7 protein-coding genes, 10 tRNA genes and 2 rRNA genes are annotated in these 14,576 nt (G+C 40.2%); all 19 read left to right on the top strand.

The window, feature by feature from the left end:
• The first annotated feature begins 19 nt into the window (after nt 1-19).
• Nucleotides 20-92, top strand: a tRNA-Ala gene (locus BWR56_RS08730).
• A 122-nt stretch (nt 93-214) separates the two neighbouring features.
• Nucleotides 215-3,115 (top strand): 23S ribosomal RNA (locus BWR56_RS08725).
• A gap of 76 nt (nt 3,116-3,191) precedes the next feature.
• Nucleotides 3,192-3,307, top strand: a 5S ribosomal RNA gene (gene rrf, locus BWR56_RS08720).
• A 105-nt stretch (nt 3,308-3,412) separates the two neighbouring features.
• A tRNA-Val gene (locus tag BWR56_RS08715) sits at nt 3,413-3,485 on the top strand.
• Between the two features lie 2 nt (nt 3,486-3,487).
• Nucleotides 3,488-3,560: transfer RNA gene (locus BWR56_RS08710), tRNA-Asp, on the top strand.
• 24 nt (nt 3,561-3,584) lie between these two features.
• A tRNA-Lys gene (locus BWR56_RS08705) sits at nt 3,585-3,657 on the top strand.
• Between the two features lie 5 nt (nt 3,658-3,662).
• A tRNA-Leu gene (locus BWR56_RS08700) sits at nt 3,663-3,744 on the top strand.
• Between the two features lie 12 nt (nt 3,745-3,756).
• Nucleotides 3,757-3,829 (top strand) — tRNA-Thr (locus tag BWR56_RS08695).
• A gap of 27 nt (nt 3,830-3,856) precedes the next feature.
• A tRNA-Gly gene (locus BWR56_RS08690) sits at nt 3,857-3,928 on the top strand.
• Between the two features lie 7 nt (nt 3,929-3,935).
• A tRNA-Leu gene (locus BWR56_RS08685) sits at nt 3,936-4,021 on the top strand.
• A gap of 11 nt (nt 4,022-4,032) precedes the next feature.
• Nucleotides 4,033-4,106: transfer RNA gene (locus BWR56_RS08680), tRNA-Arg, on the top strand.
• Between the two features lie 15 nt (nt 4,107-4,121).
• A tRNA-Pro gene (locus BWR56_RS08675) sits at nt 4,122-4,195 on the top strand.
• A gap of 178 nt (nt 4,196-4,373) precedes the next feature.
• Nucleotides 4,374-8,765: a PolC-type DNA polymerase III gene (locus BWR56_RS08670; RefSeq protein ID WP_076984821.1), complete on the top strand. Its 4,392-nt coding sequence runs from the start codon at nt 4,374-4,376 to the stop codon at nt 8,763-8,765.
• A gap of 229 nt (nt 8,766-8,994) precedes the next feature.
• The gene (locus tag BWR56_RS08665; RefSeq protein WP_225893247.1) at nt 8,995-10,284 is read left to right on the top strand and encodes an ABC-three component system protein; all 1,290 of its coding nucleotides are present in this window, start codon (nt 8,995-8,997) and stop codon (nt 10,282-10,284) included.
• A gap of 1 nt (nt 10,285) precedes the next feature.
• Nucleotides 10,286-10,999 carry an ABC-three component system middle component 1 gene (locus BWR56_RS08660; protein WP_001084021.1) on the top strand — a complete coding sequence of 238 codons (714 nt, stop codon included), beginning with the start codon at nt 10,286-10,288 and terminating at the stop codon, nt 10,997-10,999.
• Between the two features lie 4 nt (nt 11,000-11,003).
• Nucleotides 11,004-13,703, top strand: a complete 2,700-nt coding sequence (locus BWR56_RS08655) for an AAA family ATPase (protein ID WP_000702254.1) — start codon at nt 11,004-11,006, stop codon at nt 13,701-13,703.
• A gap of 148 nt (nt 13,704-13,851) precedes the next feature.
• A complete protein-coding gene (locus tag BWR56_RS08650; protein WP_000047858.1) occupies nt 13,852-14,115 on the top strand; it encodes a type II toxin-antitoxin system RelB/DinJ family antitoxin in 264 nt (87 codons plus the stop codon).
• Entirely contained in the window at nt 14,108-14,386 is a 279-nt protein-coding gene (locus BWR56_RS08645) for a type II toxin-antitoxin system RelE/ParE family toxin (protein WP_000913062.1), read from the top strand. The genes BWR56_RS08650 and BWR56_RS08645 overlap by 8 nt, the downstream gene beginning before the upstream one ends.
• A 20-nt stretch (nt 14,387-14,406) precedes the next feature.
• Nucleotides 14,407-14,559: a hypothetical protein gene (locus BWR56_RS08640; RefSeq protein ID WP_000776613.1), complete on the top strand. Its 153-nt coding sequence runs from the start codon at nt 14,407-14,409 to the stop codon at nt 14,557-14,559.
• Nucleotides 14,560-14,576 lie beyond the last annotated feature (17 nt).

The following is a 14,576-nucleotide window of genomic DNA, read 5'->3' as shown; positions in this document are numbered from 1 at the left end:
TAGTCTTGAGAGGTCTTGTGGGGCCTTAGCTCAGCTGGGAGAGCGCCTGCTTTGCACGCAGGAGGTCAGCGGTTCGATCCCGCTAGGCTCCATTGGTGAGAGATCACCAAGTAATGCACATTGAAAATTGAATATCTATATCAAATAGTAACAAGAAAATAAACCGAAACGCTGTAGTATTAAAAGAGTTTATGACTGAAAGGTCAAAAAATAAGGTTAAGTTAATAAGGGCGCACGGTGGATGCCTTGGCACTAGGAGCCGAAGAAGGACGTGACAAACGACGATATGCCTTGGGTAGCTGTAAGTAAGCGATGATCCAGGGATTTCCGAATGGGGGAACCCAACAGGTACTACCTGTTACCCGCATCTGTTAAGGATGTGAGGAGGAAGACGCAGTGAACTGAAACATCTAAGTAGCTGCAGGAAGAGAAAGCAAAAGCGATTGCCTTAGTAGCGGCGAGCGAAACGGCAGGAGGGCAAACCGAAGAGTTTACTCTTCGGGGTTGTAGGACTGCAATGTGGACTCAAAGATTATAGAAGAATGATTTGGGAAGATCAGCCAAAGAGAGTAATAGCCTCGTATTTAAAATAGTCTTTGTACCTAGCAGTATCCTGAGTACGGCGGGACACGTGAAATCCCGTCGGAATCTGGGAGGACCATCTCCCAACCCTAAATACTCCCTAGTGACCGATAGTGAACCAGTACCGTGAGGGAAAGGTGAAAAGCACCCCGGGAGGGGAGTGAAATAGAACCTGAAACCGTGTGCCTACAACAAGTTCGAGCCCGTTAATGGGTGAGAGCGTGCCTTTTGTAGAATGAACCGGCGAGTTACGATATGATGCGAGGTTAAGTTGAAGAGACGGAGCCGCAGGGAAACCGAGTCTGAATAGGGCGCCTTAGTATCATGTCGTAGACCCGAAACCATGTGACCTACCCATGAGCAGGTTGAAGGTGCGGTAAGACGCACTGGAGGACCGAACCAGGGCACGTTGAAAAGTGCTTGGATGACTTGTGGGTAGCGGAGAAATTCCAAACGAACTTGGAGATAGCTGGTTCTCTCCGAAATAGCTTTAGGGCTAGCGTCGACATCAAGATTCTTGGAGGTAGAGCACTGTTTGGGTGAGGGGTCCATCCCGGATTACCAATCTCAGATAAACTCCGAATGCCAATGAATTATGGTCGGCAGTCAGACTGCGAGTGCTAAGATCCGTAGTCGAAAGGGAAACAGCCCAGACCACCAGCTAAGGTCCCAAAATAATTGTTAAGTGGAAAAGGATGTGGGGTTGCACAGACAACTAGGATGTTAGCTTAGAAGCAGCTATTCATTCAAAGAGTGCGTAATAGCTCACTAGTCGAGTGACCCTGCGCCGAAAATGTACCGGGGCTAAAACAATTTACCGAAGCTGTGGATACCTTTATAGGTATGGTAGGAGAGCGTTCTATGTGTGAAGAAGGTATACCGTGAGGAGTGCTGGAACGCATAGAAGTGAGAATGCCGGTATGAGTAGCGAAAGACAGGTGAGAATCCTGTCCACCGTAAGACTAAGGTTTCCAGGGGAAGGCTCGTCCGCCCTGGGTTAGTCGGGACCTAAGGAGAGACCGAAAGGTGTATCCGATGGACAACAGGTTGATATTCCTGTACTAGAGTATGTAGTGATGGAGGGACGCAGTAGGCTAACTAAAGCAGACGAATGGAAGTGTCTGTCTAAGCAGTGAGGTGTGATATGAGTCAAATGCTTATATCTATAACATTGAGCTGTGATGGGGAGCGAAGTTTAGTAGCGAAGTTAGTGACGTCACACTGCCAAGAAAAGCTTCTAGCGTTTAAACATACTCTACCCGTACCGCAAACCGACACAGGTAGTCGAGGCGAGTAGCCTCAGGTGAGCGAGAGAACTCTCGTTAAGGAACTCGGCAAAATGACCCCGTAACTTCGGGAGAAGGGGTGCTGACTTTAGGTCAGCCGCAGTGAATAGGCCCAAGCAACTGTTTATCAAAAACACAGCTCTCTGCTAAATCGTAAGATGATGTATAGGGGGTGACGCCTGCCCGGTGCTGGAAGGTTAAGAGGAGTGCTTAGCGTAAGCGAAGGTATGAATTGAAGCCCCAGTAAACGGCGGCCGTAACTATAACGGTCCTAAGGTAGCGAAATTCCTTGTCGGGTAAGTTCCGACCCGCACGAAAGGCGTAATGATTTGGGCACTGTCTCAACGAGAGACTCGGTGAAATTTTAGTACCTGTGAAGATGCAGGTTACCCGCGACAGGACGGAAAGACCCCATGGAGCTTTACTGCAGTTTGATATTGAGTGTCTGTACCACATGTACAGGATAGGTAGGAGTCTATGAGATCGGGACGCCAGTTTCGAAGGAGACGTTGTTGGGATACTACCCTTGTGTTATGGCCACTCTAACCCGGATAGGTTATCCCTATCGGAGACAGTGTCTGACGGGCAGTTTGACTGGGGCGGTCGCCTCCTAAAAGGTAACGGAGGCGCCCAAAGGTTCCCTCAGAATGGTTGGAAATCATTCGCAGAGTGTAAAGGTATAAGGGAGCTTGACTGCGAGAGCTACAACTCGAGCAGGGACGAAAGTCGGGCTTAGTGATCCGGTGGTTCCGTATGGAAGGGCCATCGCTCAACGGATAAAAGCTACCCTGGGGATAACAGGCTTATCTCCCCCAAGAGTTCACATCGACGGGGAGGTTTGGCACCTCGATGTCGGCTCGTCGCATCCTGGGGCTGTAGTCGGTCCCAAGGGTTGGGCTGTTCGCCCATTAAAGCGGCACGCGAGCTGGGTTCAGAACGTCGTGAGACAGTTCGGTCCCTATCCGTCGCGGGCGTAGGAAATTTGAGAGGATCTGCTCCTAGTACGAGAGGACCAGAGTGGACTTACCGCTGGTGTACCAGTTGTCTTGCCAAAGGCATCGCTGGGTAGCTATGTAGGGAAGGGATAAACGCTGAAAGCATCTAAGTGTGAAACCCACCTCAAGATGAGATTTCCCATGATTTTATATCAGTAAGAGCCCTGAGAGATGATCAGGTAGATAGGTTAGAAGTGGAAGTGTGGCGACACATGTAGCGGACTAATACTAATAGCTCGAGGACTTATCCAAAGTAACTGAGAATACGAAAGCGAAGGTTTTCTTGGTATTTGATAGATATTCAATTTTGAGTAGGTATTACTCAGAGTTAAGTGACGATAGCCTAGGAGATACACCTGTACCCATGCCGAACACAGCAGTTAAGCCCTAGAACGCCGGAAGTAGTTGGGGGTTGCCCCCTGTGAGATATGGAAGTCGCTTAGCTCGAGGGAGTTTAGCTTAGTTGTAATTGAGAGGAAATCGAAATTACAATCGGCGGATGAGAGAAACGAAGTTTCTTACCGTTGGCTGAGCTAGACTCCGCCCTTTGGGAGTTTAGCTCAGCTGGGAGAGCATCTGCCTTACAAGCAGAGGGTCAGCGGTTCGATCCCGTTAACTCCCATAGGTCCCGTAGTGTAGCGGTTATCACGTCGCCCTGTCACGGCGAAGATCGCGGGTTCGATTCCCGTCGGGACCGTTTAAGATAACGGAAGTTATTTTAGACTCGTTAGCTCAGTTGGTAGAGCAATTGACTTTTAATCAATGGGTCACTGGTTCGAGCCCAGTACGGGTCATATTTGCGGGTTTGGCGGAATTGGCAGACGCACCAGATTTAGGATCTGGCGCTTAACGGCGTGGGGGTTCAAGTCCCTTAACCCGCATAATAGAAATCAGCCGGCTTAGCTCAGTTGGTAGAGCATCTGATTTGTAATCAGAGGGTCGCGTGTTCAAGTCATGTAGCCGGCATTTTTTTATATAGAATAAGAGGTCGATGCGAACGTAGTTCAGTGGTAGAACACCACCTTGCCAAGGTGGGGGTCGCGGGTTCGAATCCCGTCGTTCGCTTAGAGAGGCCGGGGTGGCGGAACTGGCAGACGCACAGGACTTAAAATCCTGCGATTGGTAACGATCGTACCGGTTCGATTCCGGTCCTCGGCATATATTGATGAGCACCCTTAGCTCAACTGGATAGAGTACCTGACTACGAATCAGGCGGTTAGAGGTTCGACTCCTCTAGGGTGCATTTTTTTATTTAACGCGGGAAGTAGCTCAGCTTGGTAGAGTACTTGGTTTGGGACCAAGGTGTCGCAGGTTCGAATCCTGTCTTCCCGATTGATTACGAGGATACTTAAGGGTATCTTTTTTTTTATTTACTAAGGAGATTCTGAGAGTCTTCTTTTTTTGTTTACGGAACAAATTTGTGTAAACTAGCAGTGCTTAAGGAATGGTACTAGTCATATATTTTCTTTAATTATGGTAAAATAGTAAGAGAATAATGTGAGGAAAATGAATGGCAAGTAAGTTTGAAATTTTAATGAATCAACTAGGAATCTCTGATCAATTGAGACGGGATCCTGCTCTTGTTGATGCCAGAATTGAGCGTGTTGTGGTTCATAAAATTAGTAAGATTTGGGAATTTCATTTTGTATTTTCTAATATTTTACCGATTGAAATCTTTTTAGAGTTAAAGAAAGGGCTTGGTGAAGAATTTTCTAAGACAGGAAACCGAGGTGTTTTCGAAATCAAGGCTCTTTCTCAAGAATTCTCTAATGAACTCTTGCAGGCCTACTATAGAGAGGCTTTTTCTGAAGGTCCATGTGCAAGTCAGGGGTTTAAATCTCTTTACCAGAATTTAAACATTCGTGCGGAAGGAAATCAACTCATTATTGAAGGCTCAGAGGCGATTGATAAGGAGCACTTTAAGAAGAATCATCTTCCTAATCTTGCGAAACAACTTGAAAGATTTGGTTTCCCAGTCTTTGTATGTCACATAGAAAAAAACGACGTCCTTACACAAGAGCAGAAGGAAGCCTTTCATACGGAGAATGAACAGATTGTTCAAGCTGCCAATGAGGAAGCGCTCCGGGCTATGGAGCAACTGGAACAAATGGCTCCTCCTCCAGTAGAAGAGAAGCCAGCCTTTGATTTTCAGGCTAAAAAGGCTGCGGCCAAGCCTAAACTAGATAAGGCTGAAGTTACCCAGATGATCGACGTGACGACTGAGGAAAATCGTCTGGTCTTTGAAGGGGTTGTTTTTGATGTGGAGCATAAAGTGACCAGAACTGGTCGCGTTTTGATCAACTTTAAAATGACAGACTACACTTCAAGTTTTTCAATGCAAAAATGGGTTAAGAATGAAGAAGAGGCTCAGAAGTTTGACATCATTAAGAAGAATTCTTGGCTCCGTGTTCGTGGAAATGTGGAGATGAATAACTTCACACGCGATTTGACAATGAACGTGCAGGACGTGCAGGAAGTTGTTCACTATGAGCGGAAGGATTTGATGCCAGAAGGGGAGCGTCGCGTTGAGTTTCATGCTCATACTAACATGTCGACTATGGATGCTCTACCAGAGGTAGAGGAGATAGTTGCGACAGCTGCTAAGTGGGGACACAAGGCGGTTGCCATCACGGACCATGGGAACGTTCAGTCCTTCCCACATGGCTACAAGGCAGCTAAGAAAGCTGGAATTCAACTGATCTATGGAATGGAAGCCAATATCGTGGAGGACCGTGTCCCTATCGTTTACAACGAAGTGGAGATGGACTTGTCGGAGGCAACCTATGTGGTCTTTGACGTGGAAACGACGGGACTTTCAGCTATCTATAATGACTTGATTCAGGTTGCGGCCTCTAAAATGTACAAGGGGAATGTTATTGCCGAATTTGATGAATTTATCAATCCTGGGCATCCCTTGTCAACCTTTACTACTGAGTTGACAGGTATTACAGATGATCATGTCAAAAATGCCAAACCGCTAGAACAAGTTTTACTAGAATTCCAAGAATTTTGCAGGGATACAGTCCTAGTTGCCCACAATGCTACCTTTGACGTTGGCTTTATGAACGCTAATTATGAGCGTCATGGTCTGCCTAAGATTAGCCAGCCAGTCATCGATACGCTCGAGTTTGCTAGAAATCTCTATCCTGAGTATAAACGTCATGGTTTGGGCCCTTTGACCAAGCGTTTTGGTGTTGCACTGGAACACCACCACATGGCCAACTACGATGCGGAAGCGACTGGTCGTCTGCTTTTCATCTTTATCAAAGAGGTAGCAGACAAACATGGTGTGACCGACCTAGCTAGACTAAACATTGATTTGATTAGTCCTGATTCTTATAAAAAAGCTCGAATCAAGCATGCGACTATTTATGTCAAGAATCAAGTTGGTCTAAAAAATATTTTTAAACTAGTTTCTTTGTCTAATACTAAGTACTTTGAAGGAGTTCCACGGATTCCGAGAACAGTTCTAGATGCCCATCGAGAAGGCTTGATTTTAGGGTCAGCTTGCTCTGAGGGTGAAGTTTTTGATGCTGTCGTTTCCCAAGGTGTGGATGCGGCGGTCGAGGTGGCCAAGTATTATGACTTTATCGAGATTATGCCACCAGCTATATATGCTCCTTTGATTGCCAAGGAGCAGGTTAAGGATATGGAGGAACTCCAGACTATTATCAGGAGTTTGATAGAGGTTGGGGACCGTCTTGGCAAGCCTGTTCTAGCTACTGGAAATGTCCATTATATCGAACCGGAAGAAGAGATTTACCGTGAAATTATTGTCCGTAGTTTGGGACAGGGGGCTATGATTAACCGAACCATCGGTCATGGTGAACATGCCCAACCAGCACCGCTACCGAAGGCTCATTTTAGAACGACTAATGAGATGTTGGATGAATTTGCTTTCTTAGGAGAGGAGCTAGCACACAAGCTAGTTATTGATAATCCCAATGCCTTAGCAGAAATTTTTGAACCTGTTGAGGTGGTTAAGGGTGACTTGTACACTCCTTTCATTGACAAGGCTGAAGAAACGGTTGCTGAGCTGACCTATAAGAAAGCTTTTGAGATTTATGGAAATCCGCTGCCAGATATTGTTGATTTGCGGATTGAGAAAGAATTAACATCCATACTGGGGAATGGATTTGCTGTGATTTATCTGGCTTCGCAGATGCTAGTGCAACGTTCCAATGAACGGGGTTACTTGGTTGGTTCCCGTGGATCTGTTGGTTCTAGTTTCGTTGCGACTATGATTGGGATTACGGAGGTTAATCCTCTCTCTCCTCACTATGTCTGTGGTCAGTGTCAGTATAGTGAGTTTATCACCGATGGTTCTTATGGTTCAGGTTTTGATATGCCTAATAAGGACTGTCCAAACTGTGGCCACAAACTCAGCAAGAATGGTCAGGATATTCCGTTTGAGACCTTCCTTGGTTTTGATGGAGATAAGGTTCCCGATATTGACTTGAACTTCTCGGGGGAAGACCAGCCTAGCGCCCACTTGGATGTGCGTGATATCTTTGGTGAGGAATATGCCTTCCGTGCAGGAACGGTTGGTACGGTAGCTGCTAAGACCGCTTATGGCTTTGTAAAGGGCTATGAGCGGGACTATGGGAAATTTTATCGTGATGCAGAAGTGGAACGCCTTGCTCAAGGCGCTGCTGGTGTTAAGCGGACAACAGGACAACACCCAGGAGGAATCGTTGTTATTCCTAACTACATGGATGTCTACGACTTTACTCCTGTTCAGTATCCAGCGGATGACGTGACGGCTGAATGGCAGACCACTCACTTTAACTTCCACGATATCGATGAGAACGTCCTCAAACTCGATGTGCTGGGTCATGATGATCCGACCATGATTCGGAAATTGCAGGATTTGTCTGGGATTGACCCTAATGAAATTCCTATGGATGATGAAGGCGTGATGGCCCTCTTTTCTGGGACGGATGTGCTTGGCGTGACGCCGGAGCAAATCGGGACGCCGACGGGTATGCTGGGGATTCCAGAATTTGGAACCAACTTTGTACGTGGGATGGTAGATGAGACGCATCCAACGACTTTTGCGGAGTTGCTTCAGCTGTCTGGTCTGTCCCACGGTACCGATGTGTGGTTAGGAAATGCCCAGGATTTGATTAAGCAAGGGATTGCGGACCTATCAACTGTTATCGGTTGTCGGGACGACATCATGGTTTACCTCATGCATGCTGGTCTCGAGCCTAAGATGGCCTTTACCATCATGGAACGGGTACGTAAGGGCTTGTGGCTGAAGATTTCCGAAGAGGAGAGAAATGGCTATATCGAAGCCATGAAGGCCAATAAGGTGCCAGAGTGGTATATCGAATCTTGTGGAAAAATCAAGTATATGTTCCCCAAAGCCCACGCGGCAGCCTACGTTATGATGGCCTTGCGTGTAGCCTACTTCAAGGTTCACCATCCCATTTATTATTACTGTGCTTACTTTTCAATCCGCGCTAAGGCTTTTGATATCAAGACCATGGGTGCGGGCTTGGATGCCATTAAGCGTAGAATGGAAGAAATCGCTGAAAAACGGAAGAATAATGAAGCCTCTAATGTGGAAATTGACCTCTATACAACTCTTGAGATTGTCAATGAAATGTGGGAACGTGGTTTCAAGTTTGGAAAGTTAGACCTATATCGTAGTGATGCGACTGAATTCATCATTGATGGAGATACCCTCATCCCACCATTTGTAGCAATGGATGGTCTGGGAGAGAACGTTGCTAAGCAGTTGGTGCGTGCGCGTGAAGAGGGTGAGTTCCTCTCTAAGACAGAACTGCGCAAGCGTGGTGGACTGTCATCAACCTTGGTTGAAAAGATGGATGAAATGGGGATTCTCGGCAATATGCCAGAGGATAACCAGTTGAGTTTGTTTGATGATTTGTTTTAAATAAAATTAGAAAAATAGCAATGCTTTTAAAAAGTTAAAGCTGGTAAGATTAACTATCTTGATTGAGGGGGCTTGAAAATGATGGGAATTGAGGACTTTGGAGTGTGTGATAGAATCAGAATTTGTTAACTAGCTTGATGACTTTAGGAATATTGATATATTTGTAGTGGTTGTTTTCTAAAGGCTATTATTTTAAAAGTGGAGTAAGATACAAGAGAAATTAATAGAGTTGAAGGATAAAGTAATGAATTATGATAGGCGAAATGCCACTTCAAGTTGGAGTGGGTATAACCATCAAGGAAAAGTTGGGATATTTTTGGCACTAACTGAACTTAGAAAACTTGTAGAAAAAGAGGAAGACTATAGCTCATATGAATTAATCCTTGAAAAAAATGGCGGTGAAGATGTTGAGATTTTTCAAGCTCAAACAGTAGTATCAAGACATCAAGTAAAAGCCAAAAAAGCTGGAAAGTATCCGAATGATTATGCTAATGTTAGAACAATAAATTCTAGACTTCATCCTACAGGATATCAAACCTCGGGTACGAACAGAAATAATAGATTTTTACATGTAATTTGTGAAGTTCGAGGCTGGGATATGGATAAGCAAACATTTCAGCAAACATATAAAAGAGCAGCTTATGTCCCTAATCAGAGTCAAGTTCAACTATATACCTATCCTGATGGTAAAAAATATTGTGATTTAGTAGTAGAGAATCAATCGCCTATTGATAATTTTTGCAAAAATGAAATTAAGGAGATTTTGAAATTTTCTAAAAGTTCTTTAGTAGATGATATTGAACATATAGAGGAGACACTGTCTGAGATTAAAGATTTAATTTCTAGACAGATTGTGCAATCACATAGTAATGGGAATGGTGCCTATTCGGTAATATCTTTTCAAGAGATTTTCAACATTATTACTTCGCAAGCGAAGCGCCAGAGACAATCTATTAGGAGAGCAAAGTTAAGTCTTGAAGTGTATTGGAATAACATTGTTGAAGATGATGTTGATACGACTGTTATAAATCAGATATTAAATTTACCTGATGACAAATTTGAACAATTGCTGATTGACTTGCATCCAGATGGCGATATTTCTGGTTCAAAAAGGCTGAACGATATTGGTAGATTAATTGATGAAATTAGCATTGAATATATTTTATATAATTTTCTTAAAACTTGTAAACAAGAAAGGCTTTCGTTAGACAGTTTACGGTATAATTTAAATCATGAGTCGCTCAGACTTAGCATGATTCATGCTCCTAAGGGCACAGAGAGTAGAGTTCGAGATAAAATTATGACTAATGAAAGCTTTATAAGAGCTAGCTTTGATACTGACTATTTGATTAATCTGTGTATCAATGGACAAAAGTTTTTTGAAGAGAAGCCAATTCATGAAGATGGAAAAGAAAAGTTGCTTGCAGAAGCCCTTGGAGAGGAAAAAAATAGAATATTTTCAAATAATTTAGAATATATTGATTATGTGAATACTGTTGAAAAATTGAAAGAGGATTGAAATGAATAGTTTTTTGCAACAAATCTTAGGACAACATAATTTTCATAAATGTGATGAACATTTAGAATTGTGGGGAGGGGACGGAAATGAATTTTTCCTTATTCAAGAATATAATAGGGAGGATTTTAAATCTAGCAGCGAAGGAGGGGTAGATTTTTTTACTTGTGAGCAAACAAATAAGTTGATATCTTGCTTTGAAGAACTTAATGATGAAAAAATTAAGAAAAATACCTCTTTATTTGTAACTATTAAAGTTGATGAACTGAAGCAATCATATGAAAGTCTTAGAAATATGATTATGAAAGTTGAGGAAGATGAATATTATTTTAGAAAATATGTCATCTTATATACCGAGGAAGGATTGAGTAGACTGAACTCGAATATTGAAGATTTACTAAATTATATTCAGTCTACATCTCCTGAGGGTGAGTCTTTATTTGATAAATTTGAGAGTGATATGTTTTTTGATACTGCTTACTTCATTGCTATACAACTAATTATTAAATTACCATTTGCTTCTCATCCTCATTCTGATAATCATTTTGAAATAGTTGAAAATAAAATCCAATCACGAATTGAAATGGAAGGTTTAAATGATCATAAAAAGCAGGTAGATGATATTTTAGAAATTTTTAATGGAGTTGATATTAGGAAACAACTTGAAAATGAAGCTAGTTTTTTGCTGGATAGTTTAAATCAAATTTTAGGAGACTGAACTTGTGAAGATTAGGAAAATTTTACTTTATAATTTCAAAAACTTTAGAAATGAAACAGTTATTGACTTTAGTGATGGGATAACATTTTTAGTGGGACCAAATGGTTATGGTAAAACAACGATTTTTGATGCAATTGAGTTAGGATTGACTGGTAATCTTTCTCGCATTAATAAAGTTACTGCTGAAAATATTGTATATAATAAGCCCTTCTTTCAGAATGAGATTGGTCAGCCGGTAATTATAAAATTGTGGCTAGAAAAAATGAATGGTGACCAACTTGTAATTGTAAGAAAATTAGTAAATAGTTTTACTGAAAGTAAAAACATATTTGCACCTTTAAAGTCTGCTAGTCAGTTTAAGTTATTTAGACAAGTGGAAGTGAGCGAGTCAAATTTTAGATCTACAGATAATATTAAGCTTGAAGACATTACTCAAAGTTCTATTGATACATTTTTAGGTATTAATGGGAAATATGAGATAGAAAAAATTTTCAATCTATTTAATTATATTCAACAGGAAGAAACAACTTTCTTTCTAAAGCAAACGGAATATGAAAGAGGCGATAGTTTATCTTTTTTAGTAAAAACGGATAAAATAGAGAAGAAAATAGAAAAGATTAATACAGTAACAAACGTTATTAGAAAAAAGATTAGTGATTTCAAGGGGCAATTACAAAACTTAAAACAGCAAGAACTATCAGATGTCTCTTATCATAGATTATTTAATCATAGGGAATTTGTATTTGATCGTGAAACTCCTTTTTCTATTGCTAATCTTGACAAATTATTAACTTATCAAAATACTTTACAAAATATTATTGATTTTAAGAAGAATTTCTCAATAGGGGAGTATAATAGAAAGACGGAAAGAGATAAAAGAAAAAAAGATATTGCTGGTGATAGGGCTATTAAACAAGCATTATATTTTTCAATGTTATCTCCAAATATTCTTAAATCAAATTCTCAATGGCTTTGGGAAAAGTATTCATTAGACAATCCAAAATTATTTGAATATGTGCTTTTAGAGAATTACCTACAATCATATGAGAGAGTTGTTCATGATTGCAATCGAAGAAAGCAACTAAATACCTACTTGACTAATTTATCATCGGATATTACTGAGATGACAGAACAGTCCATTACTTATACTCAAAATGATAGATTGTCAGGTGATTTTGAATTGCTTAAAATACAAGTGGTTAAATTCCAAAGTCTGAGGAATAATGCTAGCCAGGTAGACAAAAATTTAAGTGAACTACGACAATTAAGGAGTAACTTAGGCAATAAGTTTGACGAGTTGAGACATCGACATATTGATGAAAACAAATGTCCATTCTGTAATTCACAGTTCCAAACATTTGAAGAATTGAAGCAAGCTTATGATAGTTATAAAAATTATCTAACTGAAATTTCGTCTCAAAGTAGTCTGCAATTGCAAGAAGCTCAATTATTGCTGAATGAACGGATCCAGCAACTGAAGCAGAAAATCATTGATGAAATAAATAGCCTTTCAATAGATGTAGATAAAAATTTATTAGATAGATTACAAAAATTAAAAAATTCGTATCAAAGTTATTCTCAAAATGTCGAAGGTTTTAAAACTTTTATTCAGTCGTACACAATTATGGTGCCATATGAGTTGGGAAGGTTAGAATTTAAAGACTATAACCAGCAGCACCAGTTAAACTGGCAAGAATTTCAATCTAAATTAGTAGTTGATGATGATGTTTACAGTTTGCTAGATAATAATAGTTTGAGAAATATAAAGGAAGAACTGGAGGTCTTAAGGGAAGAATTTCCTGAACTGCAGTTTGAAACATACCAATTAGAATCAAGTTCATATTCGAAAATAAATATTGCGATGATTGATAGTCGATTGCTTGAATTAAAAAATGCTATTCACTCGGCAGTTGATAATAAATATGCTATTAATGAGAATCTGATAGCAGACACTGAGAACATATTTCCTACATATTTTCAAAGTAAAGTGGAAGTATTAGAGGATATTCGTATTGGAGATTTAGAGAATAAGAAACTTTATCTTGATAGACAGCATAAACTAGTTCAAAATCAGCAACTTCAAGATTTATCAAGTCAGATAGAAACATTGAGAATAACTGTGGAACGATTAGAAGAAATTAATACTATATATAAAGAAGAGGTAAAACAGTTCAAAATAGATATTGTTAAAAAGCTACGTATCCCATTCTTTATATACTCAGCAAAAATGTTACAAAATTATCAACAAGGTTTGGGAATTTTTCTAACGTATAACAAAACAACAATTGATAAAGAAGAAACGACGACTGATGAGGCAACAGGTAATCAAGTAAAAACGATTAAAAAGATAACAAAGACAATTATTAGGTTCAAGTCGGATTCTAATAATGATCATGATGCAATTAATCAACTAAGCACTGGTCAGTTAGCGGTTGTTTCACTAGCATTTACTCTTTCACTGAATACGATGTTCAAACTATCTGATAATTTGAATTTCTTAATGATAGATGATCCAGTTCAAGACATGGATGCTATGAATGTACTATCTTTTATTGAAATTTTACGTCATGGAATTATAGATAAGTATCAGATCATTTTATCAACTTATAGCGATTTAAATGCTTTGTTTATGGGTTATAAATTTGCAAATTCAAATTCGGAAGTAAATATAAAATATGAAAAGGTTAGTGACTTGCAAGTATAATATGTAAAACTCTTATTCTTTGTCTTGTTTTCTATGTGAATATTTTAGACTATCCTAATAATCAATGTTAAGAAAGCTAATGTATATCTAATAGATTTACATAAGCCTTCTTTTTTGTTAAAATAATAAATAGAAAGAAGGTGGGAATATGTCAAAGACGAGCATGAGTATTCGTTTGGATAGTGAGGTTAAGGAGCAGGCCCAACAGGTTTTTAATCATTTAGGAATGGATATGACAACAGCAATCAATATTTTCCTTCGTCAGGCAATTCAATATCAGGGTTTGCCTTTTGATGTTAGACTAGACGAGAATCGGAAGTTGCTTCAAGTATTAACGGATTTAGACCAAAATCGTAATATGAGCCAATCCTTTGAATCAGTCTCTGACTTGATGGAGGACTTGCGTGCTTAAGATTCGTTATCATAAACAGTTTAAAAAAGATTTTAAGTTGGCTATGAAGCGTGGTTTGAGGGCAGAATTATTAGAAGAAGTTTTGAATTTTCTGGTTCAAGAAAAAGAACTTCCTGCTAGATATCGTGATCATCAATTAACGGCATCTAAGCATTTTCAAGGAGTTCGTGAGTGTCATATCCAGGCGGATTGGCTCCTGGTCTATAAAGTAGACAAGGAAGAATTGATTTTAAACTTGCTTAGGACAGGTAGTCATAGTGATTTATTTTAAGATATTTTAAGGAGTTCAAGATGAAACTTAGAATCTTTGCGGAAGATAAACCTGCTGAAAAGATTTTTGACTATCAGCTAGAGCTGGCAGATGAAACAATTATTCTATCGACAGCACTCCTTTCAGGTGCTATTGCTTTGGCAGGATTATTTTCTGCTTTGAAAGAAAAATAAAAATAGAAAAGGGAAAC

Origin of the sequence: Streptococcus oralis (genome assembly GCF_001983955.1) — a bacterium.
GTDB lineage: Bacteria > Bacillota > Bacilli > Lactobacillales > Streptococcaceae > Streptococcus > Streptococcus jiangnanensis.
The sequence above is the reverse complement of the archived record's forward strand: the minus strand, read 5'-3'. Positions and strand labels throughout refer to the sequence as shown.